The organism is Niallia sp. FSL W8-0177, from assembly GCF_038006285.1.
GTDB lineage: Bacteria > Bacillota > Bacilli > Bacillales > Cytobacillaceae > Niallia > Niallia circulans_A.
Genome location: NZ_JBBOUX010000001.1, coordinates 4,985,627 through 5,007,565 on the forward strand (window position 1 = coordinate 4,985,627; position 21,939 = coordinate 5,007,565).

Annotated in this window: 19 protein-coding genes; all 19 read left to right on the forward strand. The window is 35.7% G+C overall.

From position 1 onward, the window contains the following. Positions 1-365 precede the first annotated feature (365 nt). The 19 genes from NST77_RS24330 (at position 366) to NST77_RS24420 (ending at position 21,785) form a co-directional block, all read left to right on the forward strand. Entirely contained in the window at positions 366-1,388 is a 1,023-nt protein-coding gene (locus NST77_RS24330; protein ID WP_341123699.1) for an ABC transporter ATP-binding protein, read from the forward strand. Continuing rightward, on the forward strand, positions 1,385-2,398 hold the full coding sequence (locus tag NST77_RS24335) for an ABC transporter ATP-binding protein (protein WP_341123700.1): 1,014 nt from the start codon (positions 1,385-1,387) through the stop codon (positions 2,396-2,398). Before NST77_RS24330 ends, NST77_RS24335 begins: the two co-directional genes overlap by 4 nt. Positions 2,399-2,413: 15 nt before the next feature. Next, entirely contained in the window at positions 2,414-3,364 is a 951-nt protein-coding gene (locus NST77_RS24340) for an ABC transporter permease (protein ID WP_095330655.1), read from the forward strand. A 12-nt stretch (positions 3,365-3,376) separates the two neighbouring features. Next, positions 3,377-4,300 (forward strand): oligopeptide ABC transporter permease, encoded by a 924-nt coding sequence (gene opp4C / locus NST77_RS24345; protein WP_047941760.1) that lies wholly within the window; start codon positions 3,377-3,379, stop codon positions 4,298-4,300. Between the two features lie 51 nt (positions 4,301-4,351). Then, positions 4,352-5,971 carry an ABC transporter substrate-binding protein gene (locus tag NST77_RS24350; RefSeq protein WP_123258872.1) on the forward strand — a complete coding sequence of 540 codons (1,620 nt, stop codon included), beginning with the start codon at positions 4,352-4,354 and terminating at the stop codon, positions 5,969-5,971. Positions 5,972-6,274: 303 nt separating this feature from the next. Then, on the forward strand, positions 6,275-8,032 hold the full coding sequence (locus NST77_RS24355) for an ABC transporter ATP-binding protein (RefSeq protein WP_341123701.1): 1,758 nt from the start codon (positions 6,275-6,277) through the stop codon (positions 8,030-8,032). Continuing rightward, positions 7,995-9,824 carry an ABC transporter ATP-binding protein gene (locus tag NST77_RS24360; RefSeq protein WP_341123702.1) on the forward strand — a complete coding sequence of 610 codons (1,830 nt, stop codon included), beginning with the start codon at positions 7,995-7,997 and terminating at the stop codon, positions 9,822-9,824. Before NST77_RS24355 ends, NST77_RS24360 begins: the two co-directional genes overlap by 38 nt. Before the next feature lie 371 nt (positions 9,825-10,195). After that, positions 10,196-10,864 carry a GTP pyrophosphokinase gene (locus tag NST77_RS24365; RefSeq protein WP_164463810.1) on the forward strand — a complete coding sequence of 223 codons (669 nt, stop codon included), beginning with the start codon at positions 10,196-10,198 and terminating at the stop codon, positions 10,862-10,864. Positions 10,865-11,079: 215 nt separating this feature from the next. Further along, positions 11,080-12,237 (forward strand): DEAD/DEAH box helicase, encoded by a 1,158-nt coding sequence (locus NST77_RS24370; RefSeq protein WP_095330661.1) that lies wholly within the window; start codon positions 11,080-11,082, stop codon positions 12,235-12,237. A gap of 153 nt (positions 12,238-12,390) precedes the next feature. After that, positions 12,391-12,630, forward strand: a complete 240-nt coding sequence (locus NST77_RS24375) for a hypothetical protein (RefSeq protein WP_095330663.1) — start codon at positions 12,391-12,393, stop codon at positions 12,628-12,630. A gap of 105 nt (positions 12,631-12,735) precedes the next feature. Beyond that, the gene (locus NST77_RS24380) at positions 12,736-13,869 is read left to right on the forward strand and encodes a GerAB/ArcD/ProY family transporter (RefSeq protein ID WP_341123704.1); all 1,134 of its coding nucleotides are present in this window, start codon (positions 12,736-12,738) and stop codon (positions 13,867-13,869) included. Positions 13,870-13,930: 61 nt separating this feature from the next. Continuing rightward, positions 13,931-15,049, forward strand: coding sequence for a GerAB/ArcD/ProY family transporter (locus NST77_RS24385; protein ID WP_341123778.1), 1,119 nt, complete (start codon positions 13,931-13,933; stop codon positions 15,047-15,049). Beyond that, the gene (locus tag NST77_RS24390) at positions 15,046-16,638 is read left to right on the forward strand and encodes a spore germination protein (RefSeq protein ID WP_341123705.1); all 1,593 of its coding nucleotides are present in this window, start codon (positions 15,046-15,048) and stop codon (positions 16,636-16,638) included. Before NST77_RS24385 ends, NST77_RS24390 begins: the two co-directional genes overlap by 4 nt. Beyond that, complete coding sequence (locus tag NST77_RS24395) at positions 16,635-17,831, forward strand: Ger(x)C family spore germination protein (protein ID WP_341123706.1); 1,197 nt, start codon at positions 16,635-16,637, stop codon at positions 17,829-17,831. The genes NST77_RS24390 and NST77_RS24395 overlap by 4 nt, the downstream gene beginning before the upstream one ends. Before the next feature lie 442 nt (positions 17,832-18,273). Next, positions 18,274-18,621, forward strand: coding sequence for a lmo0954 family membrane protein (locus tag NST77_RS24400; protein ID WP_095330674.1), 348 nt, complete (start codon positions 18,274-18,276; stop codon positions 18,619-18,621). Positions 18,622-18,633: 12 nt separating this feature from the next. Continuing rightward, the gene (locus tag NST77_RS24405; protein WP_095330676.1) at positions 18,634-19,284 is read left to right on the forward strand and encodes a PspA/IM30 family protein; all 651 of its coding nucleotides are present in this window, start codon (positions 18,634-18,636) and stop codon (positions 19,282-19,284) included. 98 nt (positions 19,285-19,382) lie between these two features. Then, positions 19,383-20,117, forward strand: coding sequence for a cell wall-active antibiotics response protein LiaF (liaF, locus tag NST77_RS24410; RefSeq protein ID WP_123258877.1), 735 nt, complete (start codon positions 19,383-19,385; stop codon positions 20,115-20,117). Then, positions 20,114-21,160: a sensor histidine kinase gene (locus NST77_RS24415; RefSeq protein ID WP_341123707.1), complete on the forward strand. Its 1,047-nt coding sequence runs from the start codon at positions 20,114-20,116 to the stop codon at positions 21,158-21,160. Before liaF ends, NST77_RS24415 begins: the two co-directional genes overlap by 4 nt. After that, positions 21,153-21,785 (forward strand): response regulator, encoded by a 633-nt coding sequence (locus NST77_RS24420; RefSeq protein WP_095330680.1) that lies wholly within the window; start codon positions 21,153-21,155, stop codon positions 21,783-21,785. Before NST77_RS24415 ends, NST77_RS24420 begins: the two co-directional genes overlap by 8 nt. The last annotated feature ends 154 nt before the right edge of the window (positions 21,786-21,939 follow it).

Here is a 21,939-nt window from a genome sequence, read left to right on the forward strand (position 1 = left end):
TCTTTTGCGTAGTCAACATCAGTTCACTAGCGATCACTGTGTTTCCTTTATCTTAGTCGGTGATCTTCGACGTACAGGGATGTACTAGTGTCGACGTTGCAACAGGACGTTGCGTAGTTAGTCGACCAGTTTGTACGCTGATGAGCAAGGCGCTTACGCTTTACGAAATAACAGGGAAAAACGTTCTAAGTCAGAGAACGATCTAGCTCCAGCGCCTATCAGCTAGCAAACTTCCAATCATCTCCCTACGATAAGTCAACATCAGTTCACTAGCGATCACTGTGTTTCCTTTATCTTAGTCGATGATTCTCCAGTTTGTACGCTGATGAGCAAGGCGCTTACGCTTTACTTGAAGGAGGGGAAGTATGGTGCGGAATATTTTAGAGGTGGAGAAATTGCAAACAGCTTTTCGGACGGATAAGGGGGAGGTTATTTCGGTAGAGGAGGTTACTTTTCAGCTTAAGCCAGGAGAGACTATTGGTATTGTAGGAGAGTCAGGTTGTGGTAAGAGTGTTACTTCCCTATCGATTATGAGACTATTAGGAAAACATGGTTATATCAAAAAAGGAACGATAAATCTGAAAGGAAAAGAATTAACGACACTAACGGAAGCAGAGATGCGAAAAGTTAGAGGAAATGAAATTTCGATGATCTTTCAAGAACCAATGACTTCTTTAAATCCGGTTTTTACAATCGGAAATCAAATGGTGGAATTAATTCGTCTACATATGGGCTTAAATGCCAAAAAAGCAAAGAGCTATGCGGTAAAAATGCTGAACAAAGTAGGAATTCCAAGAGCAGAGGTAATTATTGATGAATATCCACATGCTCTTTCTGGAGGAATGCGGCAAAGGGTAATGATAGCGATGGCTCTATCTTGTAAACCGAAGCTTCTAATTGCAGATGAACCAACAACAGCATTAGATGTAACCATTCAAGCACAGATTCTTGAATTGATGAAAAGTTTAAAAAACGAATCAGAGACAGCGATTATGATGATTACCCATGATTTAGGAGTTATTGCGGAAATGGCTGATAAGGTTATCGTCATGTATGCCGGGCAGGTGGTAGAAGAGGCAGATGTCTTCACTCTTTTTGATGAGCCAAAGCATCCTTATACCAAAGGCTTAATCGAATCTATTCCACATTTAGAGTATGATTCCCAAGAAAAATTATATTCTATTCCAGGCTCTGTTCCGACATTACAGCAAATGCCAAAAGGCTGTAGATTTCATACTCGCTGCCCTCATGTCACTGAAAAATGCATTGCCGAAAAGCCTCCCCATATTAGCATAGACAATCAAGCAGATCACAAGGTTCGTTGTTGGTTGTATGAGACACAGCAACAAGGAAACATGCTGGAAGAGGAAAGGGAGGTTAAGATATGAGTGTAGAAATCTTATCTAAAAAAGACGGAATATTCAAAGAACAAATGCAGCCATTAGTAGAAATCCAAAATTTAAAAAAATATTATCCGATTAAAAAAGGGATATTATCGAAAACCGTTGGCCATGTAAAAGCAGTAGACGGTCTTGATTTTTCCATTTATTCTGGGGAAACAATTTCCCTTGTTGGTGAATCAGGGTGTGGGAAATCCACTACTGGAAGAGCTATTGTGAAGCTAGATCCTCCGACAGATGGGAAAGTTTTATTTGAAGGAAGGGATATGGCTGCCATTCAAAACAAGGAATTAAGAAAAATTCGCACAGATATGCAAATCATCTTTCAGGATCCCTATTCTTCTCTCAATCCGCGAAAGCGAATCGGTGATTTATTGGCAGAGCCTTTAATTGCCCACAGACTTGCGTCAAAAGAAGAAGCAAGTAAAAAGGTAGATCGAATGCTTGAAATAGTAGGATTAACTAAATTTCATAAAAGCAGATATCCTCATGAATTTTCTGGCGGTCAAAGACAAAGGGTAGGGATTGCTAGAGCCCTTATGCTAAACCCAAAATTGATTGTTTGCGATGAACCGGTATCAGCATTGGATGTTTCTATTCAAGCGCAAGTACTAAATTTATTAAAGGATTTACAAAAAGAATTTAATTTAACCTATTTATTTATTGCCCATGGTCTAGGAGCAGTTAAGTATATTAGTGATCGAATTGCCGTCATGTATTTAGGCAAAATTGTGGAAATTGGAAAGACTGAAGAGATTTTTAGGAAGCCAAAGCATCCTTATACACAAGTGTTGCTGAGTGCCTATCCGATTCCTAATCCTCATCTTCGAAATAGAGAGCGGATTGTGGTAGAAGGGGATGTTCCAAGTCCGGCAAATCCACCAAATGGCTGCAGGTTCCATACTAGATGTCCTATGGCACAAGCTATGTGTAAGGAGAAGGAGCCGCTATTAGATGGAGCAAATCATTCAGTTGCCTGTCATTTTCCACTAAGTTAAAGGAGGGAGATTCATTTGTTCCAATATATTATCAGGAGATTATTGATTGCTATTCCAGTGTTGTTGGGGGTAACGGTATTTAACTTTATTATTATTAACTTAGCTCCTGGTAACCCGGTGGATATGTATATTAATCCAGATACTACTCAGGCTGATATTGACGCAAAGAAAGAAGCATTAGGTCTTAATGATCCTATTTATATTCAATACTTTAGATGGCTTGGAAATCTTTTGCAAGGAGATTTTGGATTTTCCTATACAACATATGAACCTGTATTAGATTTAGTGCTAAATCGTGTTGGTCCCACGTTGCTTCTTATGAGCACTGCCTTAATTATTGCTTATATTATTGCCATTCCAATAGGAATTTTGAGTGCGACAAAGCAGTATTCTTGGATTGATTATTTAACTACTACTTTTTCATTTTTAGGTGTATCCATTCCTAACTTTTTCTTAGGATTAGGAAGTATTTACGTATTTGCACTTGTTTTAAATATCTTACCGACAGGTGGCATGTTTACGTTGGGAAGCAGTGGAGGATTTATGGATACATTGTTTCACCTTATTATGCCAGCCGCTATATTAGGAACCGGGATTGCAGGCAGTACGGTTCGCTATGTCAGAAGCAGCATGTTGGAAGTAATGGGGCAAGATTATTTGCGGACAGCAAGAGCAAAAGGATTAAAAGAGTTTATCGTTACCAATAAGCATGGATTAAAGAATGCATTAATTCCTATTATTACAATTATTGGAATGGAAATACCAATTTTAATAGGAGGCGCAGTAGTAACGGAGCAAATTTTTCAATGGCCAGGCTTAGGACAACTAACAATCCAGTCGATTTCCTCTCGTGACTATCCTACGTTAATGGCGATAAATTTTATTGCAGCACTTGCTGTCCTATTTTCGAATTTACTTGCTGATATTTTATATGCCGTAGTAGATCCGCGAATAAAGTATAACTAAGGAGGAGTGCATATGAGTATTCCTAATGTGAAAGTGGATACGGAATTACAAGTTAATGTGGTGATTCCTGTTCAAAATCAATTGGGGAATGAAGAAAGCTATCTAAAACTAATAACAAAACGTTTTTTTAAACATAAGTTGGCCGTTGTTGGTCTCATTATTTTTTCATTAATGGTTCTGATTGCAATCTTTGCTCCAGTAATTGCACCGCATAATCCATATTCTGTCGATGGCGAATTTGCGTCTGCTCCTTCTGCTAATAATATTCTTGGTACAGATGAAGTGGGGAGGGACTTGTTTAGCCGACTATTATATGCTGCTAGAGTCTCTTTATCAGTAGGAGTTGGAGCAGTGGCAATTTATGTTGCTATTGGTACTATACTAGGAGCGATTGCGGGGTATTTTGGGAAATGGGTGGACATGGTTATCATGCGTATTACAGATGTATTCATGTCATTTCCGTATTTAATGGTAATTTTGGTTCTTGTAAGTATAATGGGGCCAAGTCTATTTAACGTTATTTTAGTATTAGGTTTGCTCGGATGGCCATCGATTGCAAGATTAGTAAGAGGGTGTGTATTAACAATTAAAGAAATGGATTATGTTAAAGCAGGTGTCGCTTTAGGGTATTCCACGCCAAAAATTGTTTTTCAACATATTCTTCCGAATTGTATTGCGCCGATTCTTGTTAATGCTACATTTGGCATTGCATCTGCCATTATTATGGAAGCATCCTTGAGCTTTTTAGGGATGGGTGTTCAGCCTCCTACAGCAAGCTGGGGGAATATGCTTAATGAAGCTCAATCCATTACTGTATTGGCAACACAGCCTTGGTTATGGATCCCGCCTGGAGTCATGATATTACTTGCTGTATTATCCATAAATTTTATGGGGGACGGTTTGCGAGATGCAATGGATCCCAAGAGCCATAAATGATGAGGAGATGCATTTATTACTATTCTAGAACAATAGATGGGGGAACATTCAATGAAGAAATTTAAAAAGATATTTGGTCTATTTTCCATTTTCATTTTAGTATTACTTTCAGCATGCTCGGGTGTAAATAATCCAGCTTCAACTGGTGGTGGTGCAAAAGAAAATACGATGTATTTGGGGCTTGTAAATGCTCCAGTTAGTTTTAATCCCATTAATTCTTCAGATATTGCAGCATCTTGGTTAGAAAAATTTATGTTTGATACTTTTTTAGAGATGACTGGTCCTTTGGAGTTTACACCAAAGCTAGCTGAGTCCTTTGAAACAGAGGATAATCAGACATTTACAATCAAAATTAATAAGGATGCAAATTGGACAGATGGAACACCTGTTACGTCTGCGGATGTTGCTTTTACGCTAAATTTAGTTGCTAATCCAAAGACGGAAACAGCTGTTGGAGCCTATTTAACTGTATTAGATGGATTAACAGACAATGGCAAGCTTCCAGAAGGAGAAACAGAAATACCATCTATAACCATTGTTGATGAGAAAACAATTCAATTTAAAACAAAGGCCCCAGTTGATCCAAATATGGTGAAAGAACAATTAGGTTCAAAATTTATGATTCTTCCAGAACATAAGTTAAAGAATATTGCTCCGGAAAATCTCCAAAAGGATCCTTTTATGATGAAGCCGACCGTAACGAATGGTCCTTTTAAGTTTGTTAAATATGCAAAAGATCAATATGTAGAATATGCTAAGAATGATGACTATTATTTAGGGGATGTAGAACTGGATAAACTATTTGTGAAAATCATGCCAGCAGCAAACCTTGTAGCACAATTGCAGACAGGAGAAATTCAAATGAATGCTGCAGGAGGGATTGGAAAAATTGCAGTGCAAGACTTTGAGACAGTAAAAGGATTTGACAATGTAACAACCACAACAGATAAAACATATGGATATCAGAATATGAGTTTTAACATGGAAACCATCACAGATAAGAAAGTAAGACAAGCAATCGCTTATGCCATTGATCGTCAAAAAATTGTCGATCAATTACTAAAGGGAGAAGGAGAAATTGTAGACGGTCCGTATACATCCATCAGCCCCTATCTTGATAAAGAATTAGAAGCATACACATATGATCCAGAGAAATCGAAGCAGTTATTAGAAGAAGCAGGCTGGGATTTCAATAAGACAATAGAATTTGTTGTTCCGATTGGAAATAAAGTGCGAGAACAATCAGCCAATATTATTGCCGAAAATTTAAAAGCGGTTGGATTAAAACTAAATACAACTACGTATGATTTCCCAACGATTATGTCGAAAGCGAGAGCAGGAGACTACGATTTAATGCTAATGGGCTTCACTAATACCATTGATCCAGATTTAACAACGATCTATGGTTCTACGGGATCAAGTAACTATACAAATTATAACAATCCAAAGGTAGATGAGCTATTAGTAAAAGGTAAACAAGAACCAAATACAGAAAAACGTAAAGAGATTTATAATGAGCTTCAAGCAATTTGGAGCGATGAACTGCCGATCTTTACATTGTATTCTGACTATGACTTTGGAGCAGTTTCTAAAGATGTAGCTGTGGGATCACCAAAGGTATTTGGTTTCCATCATGAATTATATAAATGGTCGTTAGCTGGTGTAAACTAAAAGCGGCTCGAGCATAAGTATTTCCAACAAATTTAAACCTGAACAAATTATACAGAGATTCTAATCTGGAATTTTCGTATAATTGTTCGGTTTTTTTTGATTTTAAGAAAGAAGGTTTGTGGTAAGGAATGGGCATGTGTACATGCAAGAAAATAATACTGAATTAATTTTATTCTGAATGATGTTTTCTAACTTATTAAAAAGAGGTATGATAAAAATAATGTTTAGCAAATCTAAATAAATTTCATCGATGATTGGATATTAAGTAGTAAATTCAATTAGAGTAAAAGGCTGGAGGGAATAATGTCAAAAATATTTGGTCGACTTCGAGTATATAAACTAAGTATTACAATAGCACTTATACTAATGTTAACCGAACTTGCGGTAGAACTGGTTCAGCCATTGATTATGGCAAAGATAATTGATGATGGCTTGGCTCATCAAGATACAAAAGTTGTGTTAATTTGGGGAGGATTGTTGATATTATTTTCGCTTGTAGCCTTTGCTGCTGGAATTATTAATACATTCTATTCTTCCCATGTTTGTCAGAATTTTGGCTATAGTCTTCGGAATGAGTTATACCAAATCATTCAGTATTTTACGTTTTCAAGCAGTAATGTTTTTGCAAGTTCGTCTTTGATCACTAGATTAACGAATGATATTACACAATTACAAAACACGATATTTATGGGATTGCGATTTCTATTAAGGGCACCGCTTTTAATCGTTGGTGGAATCATTATGTCCTTCTTAGTTAATGTGAAACTAGCGTTTATATTGGCGATTACGATTCCTCTTATTGTGGTTATGTTTATTTGGGTTATTAAAGTAGGAAGAAGTCTGTTCCAATCTGTTCAAAAGAAACTCGATCAGGTAAACAGTGTGATGCTGGAGAATTTAACAGCAGTGAGGCTTATCCGAGCATATATCCGCAAGCAGTTTGAAAGAAATCGTTTTATGCATACAAGCGAGGATTTAAAAAAACTTACTCAAAAGGCGCTCCGAATTATGGAAACTACTGTGCCGCTCTTATTATTCGCTATGAATCTATGTATTATTGCCATACTTTGGATTGGCTCTGGACAAATAAACACAGGTGAGGCACAGATTGGTGAAGTAGTTGCCGTTATCAATTATACATTAAGAATCACTACATCGATTTCTGTAGTAAGTATGTTAGTAATGGTTATTTCTCGTTCAAAAGCTTCAGCTGATCGAATCCAAGAGATTATTGATAAGAAAGAACAGGATAAGGATAATCCAGATGAAAGTATGGACTCAAAACTAAAAGGGAAAATTAAGTTCCAGCATGTATCCTTTCGTTATCCATCTAATAGAAGGAATACAATAGAGAATCTGCACTTTACCATCCACTCTAAAGAAACAATTGCTATATTAGGAGCAACAGGTTCAGGGAAAACAACACTCTTCCAATTAATTCCACGTCTTTATGAACCAACAGAAGGAAGCGTTTTGATCGACGATAAACGAGTGAATTCATATTCATTATATACGCTAAGAAAGCAAATTGGATATGTACCACAGGAATCGATGCTCTTTACGGGTACCATTCAAGAAAATATTAGATGGGGAAATCCTGATGCGACCTTTGATGAAGTAGTGCAAGCTGCAAAAGATGCCCAAATTCACGATACCATTATGTTAATGCCTAATACATATGATACGAGAATTGGACAAAAGGGAGTTAATTTATCGGGAGGACAAAAGCAACGTCTTTCCATTGCAAGAGCACTCGTCAGAAAGCCAAGTATTCTCCTGCTAGATGATAGTACAAGTGCATTAGATTTAAAAACAGAAAAAAAGCTGCTGGATGCAGTTGCTGATTATCAATGTACCCTTCTGCTCATTACGCAGAAAGTATCTACCGCCATGAAGGCAGATAGAATAATGCTGATTGAAGATGGAAAGATTGTAAGTTTTGCTTCCCATGATGAGTTATGGAAGACAAACAACCTTTATCAAAAAATAGTAGAATCACAACTAGGGGAAGGAGAGTGGGAGAATGCAAAAGGAACTAACCGATCCATTTCGCTATCCTAAACCTAAATTAAGGTCAGATTCCACAGTTGTTAAAAAAGGGAAAAAACCAAAAAATATGGGAAAGACTTTATACCGATTATGGAGCTATCTTGCACAAAAAAAGGGATTATTATTTCTTGTTTTAGTGATGGTAGCAATGAGCTGTGCATTAGGATTATTGGGACCATATGTTTTAGGAATGTCTATTGATCGTTTTATTGTCAATAGAAATTTAGATGGTTTTACAGGAATGCTTATAGCGCTTGGTGGTATTTACTTTTTTTATTCGGTTGCATTGTTTTTGCAAAGTTACTGGATGGTTGGTATTTCACAAACAACTGTTTTTCGCTTAAGAGCGGATTTGTTCCATCAATTTCATGAGCTGTCGATAAGTTATTTTGACAAAAAGCAGCATGGAGAATTGATGAGTCGTGTTACAAATGATATTGAAAATGTCAGTTCTACTTTAAATAGCTCTGTTATCCAAATCTTCTCTAGTATTATTACTTTAGTTGGGACAATAGTTGTCATGTTTTTACTCAGTCCGTTATTAACAGTATTGACGTTAACGATCGTGCCAGTTATGTTTATTGGAATGAAGTGGATTACGAGTAGAACAAGTATATTGTTTAAGGAACAACAAAAGAATTTAGGGGAGTTAAATGGATTTATTGAGGAATCTATTTCAGGACAAAAAATTGTAAAAACTTTTTCGCTAGAAGAAAAAATGATTCATGATATGAAAGAAAAAAGTGATAAGCTTAAGAATTCTGCGTATTGGGCACAAGTTTATTCAGGCTTTATTCCAAAGCTAATGAATATGTTAAACAATGCTAGCTATGCAGTAATTGTAGGGGTTGGCGGGCTATTAGCCCTCAAATCCGGTACTGTATCTATTGGGGTTATTGTAATCTTTGTTGAATATTCCCGACAGTTCACTAGACCCTTAAATGATTTATCGAATCAATTTAATACATTGTTATCTGCCATTGCAGGTGCAGAGAGAGTATTTGAAGTATTAGATGAAGAAAGAGAAGAAGTAGATGAGAAGGAAGCAGCCGTGATGAAAGAAATGAAAGGAGAAGTTCAGTTTAAGCATGTATCTTTTTCTTATGAGGTAAATAAAGAAATATTAAAGGATATTGATTTTAAGGCAAACCCAGGTGAAACAATTGCTTTAGTTGGACCTACTGGAGCTGGAAAAACGACTATTATCCAGCTTATCATGAGATTTTATGATGCAACCGCAGGAAGTATATTAGTGGATGGCCAGGAGATTACAAAAGTAAAAAGAGAGAGCCTCCGTTCGCATATGGGATTTGTTCTTCAGGATAGCTATCTATTCGAAGGGACCATCCGGGAAAATATCCGGTATGGCAGGTTGAATGCTTCGGATGAGGAAGTGGAGTATGCAGCAAAGCAGGCCAATGCTCATGGCTTTATTGAACATCTTCCAGAAGGTTATGATACGATTCTTTCTGCTAATGGAAACGGAATTAGTCAAGGACAAAAGCAGCTGTTATCCATTTCTCGAGCAATTTTAGCAGATCCATCTATTCTTATTCTGGATGAAGCAACAAGTAGCATTGATACAATCACAGAGGTGAAAATTCAAGATGCTTTAAAACGGTTGATGAAAGGGAAAACGAGCTTTGTTGTTGCTCACCGATTAAACACCATTAAACATGCGGATCTGATTCTAGTATTGGATAAAGGGATGATAGCCGAAAAGGGGTCTCACGAAGAATTATTGAAGAGAAAAGGCTTTTATTATGAACTACATCAAAACCAATTCTCAGAGACAGTTGATTAGATTATAAAAATAAAATGGGGATGCACCGGTAGGTCAGTGTAGAAAGTAGATATATAAAGAACAGCACTTCTCTCCTTAGAGCTGATATTAAAGGAATAAGGGAAGTGCTGTTTCTTATTTTATAAATAAAAGATATTTGTTTGAAATGATATTTGACTGACCGGTCATTATTGTTTACAATAAAGATAGATTCGGTGCATGTCAACCATCCGAAAATAGCTCGTTATATACAAAGGTGGATGTTGAAAGTGAAAACAATTGACCAAATTATTGAATTTTTGAAGAGTATCGGAGTAGACGCAGAAAAGGTTTATAGGAATCCAAAGGAGACTTACTAGTTTATGGAAAGCGTAAAACAACTCAAGACATACATGGAAGATAATAACTTCAATTTACATGAATTATCAAATGAGCTTAATGAATGGAAAAATAGCTTAATTATTTATAACTTCGCTTTAGATGAAATAAATACGAAACTAAAAATATTAAATGAGGAATTTCAATTTATTCATGATCATAATCCAATCGAGCACATTAAATCACGAATTAAAGATCCAAAAGGTATTATGCAAAAGCTGCATCGAAAAGGGCATGCTATAACAATTGAAAATGCCAAAAAATATATACATGATATTGCAGGAGTTCGAATTACTTGTTCCTTTATTTCGGATATTTACGAAATTTATAATATCATTGAAAAACAAGCTGATATTAAGGTAATGCAGGTAAAAGATTATATTAAAAATCCCAAACCAAATGGCTATAAAAGCTTACATTTAATTATCAGTATTCCTGTTTTCCTAAGTACAGGCATGCAAGAAGTGGTTGTCGAAATTCAAATAAGAACGATTGCGATGGACTTTTGGGCAAGCTTAGAACATAAAATTTATTATAAATTCGATAAAGATGTTCCTGCACATTTACTTAATGAATTAAAGGAAGCAGCAGATGCAGCTCATGAATTAGACGTAAAAATGAAGCGAATCAAAGATGGTGTCGATATCGTTCATACAGTAGGGAAGAATCAGCTATTCATATAGTATGAAAAGGAGCTTCGCAGGAAACGGAGCTTCTTTTTTGCGGAAACAAAGAAATCCTCGGAATCCAGCATTTTTAACTTATGTTCAGCGAAAAATATAATCTCCCCCTAATGAATAAGGTTTCATATCTATTTTTTCGTAAATAATTTATAATAAGAAGATATATTTTAAGGTTAGATGCTATTTGTCTGACTTTGATGAAAAAGGAGAACGAAATGAAAGAACAGCTATTTTGGAGTACATTTAAACCGTTTATACAGGAAAATTGGGAAAAGGCACATTTTAAACAAGCAACTTCTATTCAAGAACAATCTATCCCACTAATATTAGAGGGAAAAGATGTAATTGCTGAATCCCCAACTGGCACAGGAAAAACATTGGCATATCTATTACCAGTCTTAAATAACTTGGATACAGAATCGAAGAATATTCAGGCAATCTGTCTTGCTTCCTCTCAAGAGCTGGTTATGCAAATTTTGGGAGAAGTTCAAAAATGGGGAGAGGGTAGCGGAGTTCGGGCGGCTTCTTTTATTGGAGGAGCAAATGTTAAAAGGCAGTTAGAAAAACTGAAAAAGCATCCTCATCTTGTCATTTGTACACCTGGAAGAGCATTAGAATTGATTAAACAAAAAAAATTAAAAATGCATGCAGTAAAAACAGTTATTTTAGATGAAGCAGATCAATTGTTAGTACCGGAGCATCTAGAATCTGTTCGCCAAATTATCAAAGCCACTTTAAAAGACAGACAAGTCGTTTTATTTTCTGCAACATTACCAAAGCAAACAGAAAATATTGCAGCTGAACTTGTCCAAGAGGCAGAAATTATTCGCATCAAAAAAGATAAGGTGATCGAAGCAGCTGAAGTAGAGCATATTTATTTCCAAGCGGAATATCGAGATAAAGTAAAGCTATTAGAACCGATCTCTCGTCTAAAGAATGCGAAGATTCTTGTGTTTGTAAAGGATATTGGAAATTTAAGTGTGATCCATGAAAAATTAGCATTTAAAAAAATTCAGACAAGTATTTTGCATTCTGATCTAAATAAAATGGAGCGTCAAAAGTCATTAAATGATTTTCGAGATGGAAAGAGAAACATGCTTCTAGCAACAGATGTAGCCGCAAGAGGGCTTGATATTCAAAATATTACACATGTTGTTCATTATGATTTAGCTACAGACCAGACCCAATATATCCATCGTTCTGGCAGGACGGGAAGATTTGGTGCAGCGGGAGTAGTTATTAGTTTAGTTACGGAACGAGAAGAAAGAGAACTGAAACAAACAGCTAAGAAGCTAAATCTTCCGTTAACGAGAAAAAGCTTCTACCATGGAGAAGTGGTGGATTATAAAGTGAGACAAAAAAATAATAAATAATCTTTTTAAAAGCTGGCATCAACCGTAGTAGTAGGTTGATGCCAGCTTTTTTAATTTGAATTAATATTCATAAATGAAAATATAAGCATAAAAATGGAGAAATTTCACAAGATAATACCATAAATAAACAAAGCACCTAAAAGGAAGGGTTAAATGGTAACTTTTGCTTATCTATTAATATTTACATCTATGGGCATTTTAACAGTTGGTCTAGATATTTTTGTGTTTCATGAGGGATTTATGAAATGTATAAAAAGAATATACGAAGCGGAAGTTGGTGCAGGAGCCATTACGATTGTATTTACTGCAATATTAGGCTTTGTCTGGTCAGTCGTAGTTGATATTCGATTATGGAAAAATAAAAAACAAAGCAAGCAGAAAACCCAAGGATAATCCTCTATTTAATACCAGTTGCATATAGTATATCAGGGTTGGAGGATAATATTAAAGCAAAAGATGAGGCGCTTGCGCTTTTCTAAAAGGAAGTGTGTTACAGCCATGTTAAAAGAAAGCATTTCGTTAACTCAATTGGCGGCAGTTGTTTTTAATTTCCAAATTGGAAGTACGATTGTAATAGGTCTTGGATTAAAAGCAAAAGAGGATGCATGGATTGTACTTCTGATTGCTTTAGGATTAGGAATTATCATCTCCTTATTTTTTATCTATATGATTTCTTTAGCTCCAGAGAAAAACTTATTTGAGATGTTCGAATATTGCTTTAATCGGCCAATTGCAAAGGGGCTCAGTCTCGTTTATGCAGCTTATTTTTTTTATTATAGCTGTCGAATAATACGTGATTTTGGAGAGTTGATAGCAAGTACAGTGCTTCCCTTAACGCCAATTGAGATTTCCACCATTATGCTGGTGTTCGTAATGGGATACATATTGTATATGGGTGTGGAGGTTCTTGCGAGAACAGCAGAGATATTCACGCCTTATGCATTTATCTTTATCCTGCTTTTATTTATTTTCTTATATGCTGGTAAAAACCTTGATTTTTCAAATATAAAACCGGTATTAGCTGGCGGATTTAAGCCTTTATGGACTGCTGTGTTTCCCTATGAAATTGTACGACCGTATGGACAATTACTCGTTTTAACTTTCATAATGAGCAATGTTTCAAATGCTAAGTACAGTAAAAAAATTATTATTTATAGTGTTTTGATTTCAAGTTTATTATTGTTAGTAACCTCCGTCATGATTATTTTGTCTTTAGGACACGAGCTTGGATTACGTTCCAATTTTCCCTTATTAAGCTCAGCTCGACTAGTTTCTATAGGGAATTTTTTACAACGAATCGATGCTATTGTTGTTTTCTGTATGATGCTCGGAACACTTGTAAAAGGCTGTATTTATATATATGGCGGATTAAAAGCAATCGAGTACATTTTTGATCAATCATTTCGGTATTTTTCGATTCCGATAATCTGTATTGTAGGGGTATTTACCACATTAATTGCTCGAAGTTATACCGATCATATGGAGGAGGGATTACAGTCTAATCCTTTTCTTTTACATATTCCTTTACAATTTGGCCTGCCGGCATTAATGGTATTTATCATGTTAATAAAACATTGGAATAAATTTAACTCCAAGAAAAACGTAAAAAGTAGAGGACAGAATGTGTTTTAGGAAGTAGCGACGATCTAATTCTGATTACATTAAATTAAAACCGATAAGGTGCTGAGTGATTATGTTGACAGAAAAACTATCTTTAACCCAAATATTTACGATGATTATAAATTTCCTTTTGGGAAGTTCTATCGTAATTGGTATAGGAATTGATGCCAAAAGAGACGCATGGATAGTTGTTTTAATTGGTATGATTGTCGGCGTAATTATAATAAGTTTTTATCTTTATTTAATGTCATTGCTTCCTGGGAAAAACTTATATGAGATGATGGAATATTGCTTTTCTAGAAAAGTTGCTATCGTTTTCGCTCTCGTCTACTTAAGTTATTTCATCTATGTGTCTGCAAGGGTAATTAGAGACTTTGGGGAATTAATCACGTCTGCCATTCTGCCTGTGACACCTATCGAATTTACGATATTAGCGCTTATGTTAGTAATTGGCTATATCTTATACTTAGGGATTGAAGTATTAGGAAGAATAGCTGAAATATTTAGTCCCTATATGTTTGTATTTATCATCCTGCTGTTTATCTTTTTATACGCTGGTGAAAAAATAAACCTTACCAATGTGCAGCCGTTTTTAAGTAATGGGATGAAGCCGATAATAAAAGCGGTAATTCCCTCTATCATCGCCTTTCCCTTTGGAGAGTTAATAGCATTTACGGTAATTTTCGCTCATATTGGGGATTTTAAAGCAACGAAGAAGGTAGCTATAGTTAGTGTTGTTGTCGCAAGTATCATTTTACTATCATCGGTTTTTATCATTATAGCCACTCTAGGGGAAAATACAGCAGCGCGAGCCAATTTTCCAATATTGATAGCGGCAAGACTTGTCAGTATAGGAGAGTTTTTGGAAAGGATCGACGTGCTCGTAGTGTTTATTATGATGTTAGGAATATTAATTAAAGGTTCTGTGTTTCTATATGGCGGCTTAAAAGGAATGGAGTATATTTTTCGGATACCTTACCGATATTTTGCTATGCCAGTTGCCTGTATCACAACGATGTTTACTATCTTCATTTCTTCCGATTTTTCGGACCATATTGTGGAAGGATTAAATGTAGATATGTTTCTTCTTCATGTTCCACTGGAATTTATGGTACCTATTTTGATTGCATTTGTACTGTTAATAAAAAAATGGAAAGAACAAAGGGATGAAAAAAGGGGGTTGAAAATATGAATTATTTTAAAAAATTGATGTCTATAAATAGCAAAAAAGAAATACCCTCTAAAGTCGTACCGACCGAAGCGAAAGAAATAGGGATTGATGAACTTACCTTTGAAGCATTGAGAGAGGTGATAAGTTTAACCTTTGGAAATACAGCTGATCTGCAGTCAGATGTGATACGGGTAGGAAAAAGTGAAGGCTGTATTTATTATTTAGAAACAGTAGTAAATACAGAAATGTTAAAAGAGATGTTAGGAAATACGCTAGAGAATTCAGCAGATAAAGATATTGTTGTTGATTCAATTGAGGATCTGCAGCGTTTAAGTAAAAAAAGTTTTGGTGTGTCAGGATATAAATTATTAAAAAAGGTCAATGAAATCGTTTCTTCTCTCTTGGAAGGACGTATCGTTATTGTTTTTAGAGGCGTTGGGCAGGCACTTAGTTTAAATTATTTAAATAGTGAAGGCAGAACAGTAGCAGAGCCTACTACACAGACAGTCGTACGGGGACCTAAGGACTCTTTTGTAGAAGATGCCTCCACAAATATCAATTTAATAAGAAAAAGAATAAAAAATCATCAATTGCGTTTTGAAAAATTCATGATAGGAAACGAAACACGTACGAATGTATACATGGGGTATATGTATTCGATTGCAAATGAAAAAATAGTAACAGAAGTAAGGAATCGCTTAAAGAAAATTGATATTTCTGCTGTATTCGAGTCAGCGAATATTGAGGAATTAATTGTAGATAAAAGTTTGACTGTTTTTCCATTGGCGATGAATACAGAGCGTCCGGATGCAGTTGCTACCTATTTAATGGATGCGAAAATTGTCATCATCATTGATGGATCACCATTTGTACTAATTGTTCCGGCTGTACTGACTGACTTTTTTACTTCTCCAGAAGATAACTATCAAAACTATTTTATGAGTAGTTTCGTACGTTTAATTCGCTACCTATCTTTTATGATTGGATTAATTATGCCTTCCGCTTATGTAGGGGTTTTAACCTTTCACCCAGAGCTGCTGCCAACCACTTTATTACTGAGTGTTATTGCACAGCGGGAGGATGTACCTTTTCCAGCTGTAGTAGAAGTGTTTATCATGGAAATTACCTTTGAAATTTTAAGAGAAGCAGGGGTAAGGATGCCGCGGGCCGTTGGTCAGACGGTTTCGATTGTCGGGGCGTTAGTTATTGGACAGGCAGCCGCTGAAGCGGGAATCATTTCCAATATTATGGTTATCATCGTCGCGATTACTGCGATTGCTAATTTCGTTTTTCCCAATTATAGCTTTGCGAACGCATCTAGACTTATTCGATTTGTTCTTATCATTGTTGCCTCCATTTTAGGCTTATATGGCGTTCTTTTAATACTTGTAATCATGGTTGCACACTTAAGTTCTCTTCGTTCCTTTGGAGTTCCGTATTTAGCACCTGTTGCTCCGTTTATTGTTGAAGATCAAAAAGATGTATTTGTTCGCTTTCCAATATGGTCCATTAATAAGCGCTCTTCCTATGTAAGTCCAAATATAAAGAATAAGCAAAAGCCACAAGGGTCTCCATCTCCGCCTAAACCGGAAAGTGGGAAGAAAAAGTGAAGAAAATTTGTGTCTTTCTATGTATACTAAACTGTTTGTTTCTATTAACTGGTTGTTGGGATCGAAAAGAATTATCAGAAATTAAATTAGTAGCAGGGATGGCCATTGATAAAGGCGAAAATGCAAAATATAAATTGACAGTAGAGGCATTGAATGCAGTAGAATTAAATACCCAAACGGCTGCCGGAAATGCGCCCACAATAGTAGAAGGCATTGAGGGAAATACTATTTCTGAAATTACGCATCACTTAAATGAGTACTATGCACAGTTTCTAGTTTTCTCTCATATGAAGATACTTGTAATCAGTGAGGAAATAGCTAGGTCGGGAATGCTTGATTTTATTGACTTTTTGGAAAGAAATAGGGAGATACGGGATGACTTTAAAATTATTATTGCAAAAGATGGAAAGGCAGAAGATATCTTAAAAGTAGTTGCCCATTATAGAAAGGCATCCTCTTTAAAGTTATCTCCACAATTGGATCATTTATTAGAGGATTGGGGAGGAGACCCGGGAATGAGTATTATTGAGTTTATCTCCGAACTGAACCTAGAAGGAAAAGAACCAGTATTAGCAACTGTCCGTTTAAAAGGAGATGTAGAAAAAGGAAATAGTATGGAAAATATCATGAAGGTAACTCCGGATGCAATAATAGTCGTTGATTCTCTGGCGATATTTAAAAAGGGTAAATTGATCGATTTTCTGAGCATGGAAGATTCGAGAAATTATTTGTGGGTTCGGAATGAATTAAAAACTACTTCTTTTACCATTAAATGCAGACAGGGAGACTATAGTGCTATTCGTGTAACAGAATCGCAAACAGAAACAACTTCTAAATGGAAGAATAATAAGCCTGTAATTCATGTTGGGATAAAAGCGGAAGGATATCTTGAGGGTACGCAATGCTATAAAAGTGTGGATAAGCTGGGAACCATTGAAAAATATGAAAAACTAGTGAATAAAGCTTTATCCCAAGAAATATCGAATACCATTTCACATGTTCAAAGCCAATACGAAACGGATATTTTCGGATTTGGAGAAGCAATGAGAAGGCAAGACTATGATTCATTTATGAAAATAAAAGACAAGTGGAATCAAGAATTTTCAAAAGCAGATATTAAAGTAGATGTAGATTTTGTTCTTAGAAGATCAGGAATTCGCTCCAAGAGCTTTTTGACAGGCACAGAAAAATAATTACTATAGAAGAAAAACTGTTCCATTATGAACAGTTTCAGCTTGTCGACAAAAAGATATTGGAGAAGTGAAAATGCATTTTCATGTGTTGCTTGGAGTAGAGGGGGTGAGACTCCTGTGGGATTAGTGAGACAGTCTGAGACCCTGCAGGCTGTAAGCCGAAGCGGCTCAGCGCGAGCCCCGCGGAAAGCGAACCCCCGGAGCGGAAAGTAACGTCTAAATTCAAAGAGATTAATAAATATACTTTACTCAAACTTCTATTTCCAAAATACAGGAGTTTGTCTACAGTCTGAAACTGTTCCATTATGAACAGTTTTTTCTTTGTTTTTTTAGGATTAGTATTCTCTAAGACTAAAGTTGTAGTGGAAAATCAAGCTAAGGCATGTTATGAAAAAAACTTGAAGGAGGTAACATAGTAGATAAGAAAGGAGCGAAAAGTAAAATGAAAAAATTTGGTTTATTTCTTATTGGGGCAGTTGCCTCTATCATCCTATTATCACAGATAGGTCCAATACTCGGTTTAGTTATTAGTGCAGCAATTCTTTATTTTGCCTTTAAGCAATACACGAAAGCAACAAGCTCATCAGGTAAGCTGTGGTGGGGAATAGCCGGAGTGATTATGCTTATCATAACGGCTAGTAACCTGCCTGCTATCATCGGATTAGCAGCCGCATATGTATTGTATCTTGTTTACAAAAAGTGGAACAACAAGCAAAACATTATTACAAATAAAACAACGGATGACCCTTTTGTAAATTTTGAAAAACAGTGGTCAGAATTAAATAAATAAGGAGAGGTTAACATGACAAATCTATTAGAAAGAATAAAAAATACGGTAATGGCCGACATTAATCATTTATTAGATAAGAAGGAAGAAAAAAATCCAATCGCGCTTTTAAATCAATATGTAAGAGAATGTGAGAAAGAGACAGATAAAGTAAAAAAAATGGTCGAAAGACAATATAAATTAAAAGAAGAATTCATGAAGGAATTACAACAGGCTGAACAAATGGCGGAGAAAAGACAAAGACAGGCTGAGGTGGCAAGCAAAGCAGGGGAAGAAGAACTTTCTGCTTATGCTAAACAAGAGCAGACTCATTATGAAGAAAGAGTAGCACGCCTAACAGAGTCGTTAAAAAATACAGAGCAGCAATTGCATGAAATAGAAACGAAATATATGGACATGAAGCATAAATTGAAGGATATGAAAATACGCCAGATGGAGCTGATGGCAAAAGAAAATATAACCAAAGCCCATCATACAATGAATAAAGTTTTAGAAGAAAAACAGGCGAATCCAACAAATCCAACGCGATTCAGTGAAATGGAACAATATATAGAAACGTTAGAAGAAAAAATAAATACAGAATACTATAAACAAACAATGGACGAAAAGTTAGCAGCATTAGAGAAAGATATGTTAAAAAAAGAAGATGACTCCATTTCCTTATAAAAAAATGGTATCCTAAAAGAGGCTGGAGCATGTAAAGCCAGCCTTCTATTATTTAAAGATATTCATCCAAATAAAATAAAGAAGGGAGAGAATAGCCAATGTTTAAACAAATAAAAGATAACTATGCAAATTGGGTTTATATTGTTGGAGGTTTTTTGTTATTAGAAATCTTCGTCTTTAATCCCGGACTAATCTTTTCCCTTCTTGTTTCAATTGGCATGATTTATATATCAAAGAAATCACGGAACGGCGGAGCTGGGAAGATTCTTTTTTGGATAGGGAGCCTGCTTTTAATCGTTAGTATATTAAATATGGTTACAGTGAAAATTATCTTGTTTACACTCCTTGCTTATTACCTTTTTCAATTATTTCAAAAAAAGAATACCGAGGATATTATTAAACCAATCATAAGAGATAAGGAAACGGCCATACAGACAGAAGAAACTATAATAAAGAAAAAGCCCTTGTTTACGAATTCTCTCTTTAGCCGTAATATCACCCCAGATCATGTATATGAATGGGATGATATCAACATTCAGGGTGGCATAACGAATACTACTGTGGACCTTAGCTACACGGTGTTACCAGAGGGTGAAACAGTTATGATGATTCGAAATATTGTCGGAGATGTGAAGGTATATATCCCTTATGATATGGAAGTCAGTATCCACCATTCTAGTTTATTTGGTTCCTATCAAATATTTAGCGAAGCAGAAGAAAAGATTTGGAATCAAAATATAAGCATTCGGACAGCTGGATTTGATCAGGCTGAGACGAGAGTGAAAATCTTCACCTCATTAATTACAGGTAGCTTAGAGGTGAAAAGAATATGAGTATTATAACAAGACAAATTTTGTGGGGAGTAAGTGCATCCCTTCTTTTACTTGTATTTTTTTCTATAAGCTATCTAATCGTCTTTCCACCGTCAAACTGGAGTGCTTTGTGGGAAAAAGAAGTAATGGATGTTCCATTTATTTTATTTTTAATCAGTGTGGATATTACATTAGGTGTTTTAATTGGTTATTTATCAGGATTTTCTTGGAAAAAACAAATTCGTTCCATGGAAGAAACCTTACATACAATGGATAAAATGGAGTATTATCCAGTTCAGCCAATTGGTTCAACAGAGGAGCTCCAATCTTTAAGCTATAGAATCATTCAACTGCAGAATCAATTAGTGGAACAAACGAAGTTATCTCAGAAACTCGTAAATGAGAAAGCGGAAGATCAAGAGGTGAAGGTTCAAACTGTCATTATTGCAGAGCGAAATCGTCTGGCCAGAGAATTGCACGATTCGGTTAGCCAGCAATTATTTGCGGCATCGATGCTGTTATCAGCAATTAATGAAACAAGACCGAAAACGAATGATCATGAATCACGACAATTACAGTTAGTAGAGGAAACGATTCAACAGTCTCAATTAGAGATGAGAGCTTTATTACTTCATTTACGACCAATCGCTTTAAAAGGGAAAACGTTAAAAGCGGGAATTGTTGAATTATTACATGAACTTCAGCAAAAGGTATCTTTAGAAATAGAAATGAAACTAGAAGATATCGATTTGGATAAAGGAATTGAAGATCATCTTTTTCGAATTCTTCAAGAATCGGTATCCAATACATTACGACATGCTAAAGCAAGTTCCCTAGAAGTACAGCTTATTCAAAGGGAGGCATTTGTTATATTGCGAATCATCGATGATGGTGTCGGCTTTAATGTGGATAAGAGAAAAGCAGGATCTTATGGGCTTCAAAATATGCACGAAAGAGCAGCCGAGATTGGTGGAGTATTAAAATTGATAAGTTTGGAAAATAAAGGAACAAGATTAGAAGTGAAAGTACCAATTTTGGGAAGAAAGGAGGATTCAAATGATTAGAGTATTGCTAGTGGATGATCATGAAATGGTGCGGATTGGAGTCTCTTCTTATTTATCTGCACAGACAGATATTGAAGTTGTTGCAGAGGCGGAAAATGGCAGTAAAGCTGTCGAGCTTGCTCTTCAATTAAAGCCAGATGTGATTTTGATGGATTTAGTAATGGATGAAATGGATGGAATTGAGGCAACGAGGCAAATAATAGAAGCATGGCAGGAGGCAAAGATTATTATTGTTACCAGTTTTCTTGATGATGAAAAGGTATATCCTGCATTGCAGGCGGGGGCTACAAGTTATATGCTCAAAACATCCAAGGCGAGTGAAATTGCAAGAGCTGTTCGCGAAACATATCAAGGACAAATTGTCCTCGAGCCTGAAGTCACCGATAAAATGATGACAAAAATGCGAGAAAAGAAATCTACACCTCTGCACGAAGAGCTAACAACCCGAGAAATGGAGATTCTCTTGTTAATGGCGGAAGGGAAGAGTAATCAGGAAATTGCTGACCAATTATTTATTGCTCTAAAAACGGTTAAAACACATGTAAGTAATATATTAAGTAAACTGCAAGTACAGGATCGCACGCAGGCTGTCATTTATGCTTTTAAACACTCGCTTGTAGAATAAACAATTAATAAAGAATCCTTAAATGAAATGGAATAGGTCCCTTAATCAAACGTTTAATTAAGACATTTCTCTCTCTTCAATAAAGAAAAAGACAATCTAGGAAAATATTTTTTGAACTTGTCTCATATGATGTTAAAGAAGAGAAAATAAACAC

Bases quoted from the DNA above. Each gene is read 5' to 3' on its own strand.
- NST77_RS24330 (WP_341123699.1), top strand. From the start codon at position 366: ATGGTGCGGAATATTTTAGAGGTGGAGAAATTGCAAACAGCTTTTCGG.
- NST77_RS24335 (WP_341123700.1), top strand. From the start codon at position 1,385: ATGAGTGTAGAAATCTTATCTAAAAAAGACGGAATATTCAAAGAACAA.
- opp4C (WP_047941760.1), top strand. From the start codon at position 3,377: ATGAGTATTCCTAATGTGAAAGTGGATACGGAATTACAAGTTAATGTG.
- NST77_RS24350 (WP_123258872.1), top strand. From the start codon at position 4,352: ATGAAGAAATTTAAAAAGATATTTGGTCTATTTTCCATTTTCATTTTA.
- NST77_RS24355 (WP_341123701.1), top strand. From the start codon at position 6,275: ATGTCAAAAATATTTGGTCGACTTCGAGTATATAAACTAAGTATTACA.
- NST77_RS24360 (WP_341123702.1), top strand. From the start codon at position 7,995: ATGCAAAAGGAACTAACCGATCCATTTCGCTATCCTAAACCTAAATTA.
- NST77_RS24365 (WP_164463810.1), top strand. From the start codon at position 10,196: ATGGAAGATAATAACTTCAATTTACATGAATTATCAAATGAGCTTAAT.
- NST77_RS24370 (WP_095330661.1), top strand. From the start codon at position 11,080: ATGAAAGAACAGCTATTTTGGAGTACATTTAAACCGTTTATACAGGAA.
- NST77_RS24375 (WP_095330663.1), top strand. From the start codon at position 12,391: ATGGTAACTTTTGCTTATCTATTAATATTTACATCTATGGGCATTTTA.
- NST77_RS24380 (WP_341123704.1), top strand. From the start codon at position 12,736: ATGTTAAAAGAAAGCATTTCGTTAACTCAATTGGCGGCAGTTGTTTTT.
- NST77_RS24385 (WP_341123778.1), top strand. From the start codon at position 13,931: ATGTTGACAGAAAAACTATCTTTAACCCAAATATTTACGATGATTATA.
- NST77_RS24390 (WP_341123705.1), top strand. From the start codon at position 15,046: ATGAATTATTTTAAAAAATTGATGTCTATAAATAGCAAAAAAGAAATA.
- NST77_RS24400 (WP_095330674.1), top strand. From the start codon at position 18,274: ATGAAAAAATTTGGTTTATTTCTTATTGGGGCAGTTGCCTCTATCATC.
- NST77_RS24405 (WP_095330676.1), top strand. From the start codon at position 18,634: ATGACAAATCTATTAGAAAGAATAAAAAATACGGTAATGGCCGACATT.
- liaF (WP_123258877.1), top strand. From the start codon at position 19,383: ATGTTTAAACAAATAAAAGATAACTATGCAAATTGGGTTTATATTGTT.
- NST77_RS24415 (WP_341123707.1), top strand. From the start codon at position 20,114: ATGAGTATTATAACAAGACAAATTTTGTGGGGAGTAAGTGCATCCCTT.
- NST77_RS24420 (WP_095330680.1), top strand. From the start codon at position 21,153: ATGATTAGAGTATTGCTAGTGGATGATCATGAAATGGTGCGGATTGGA.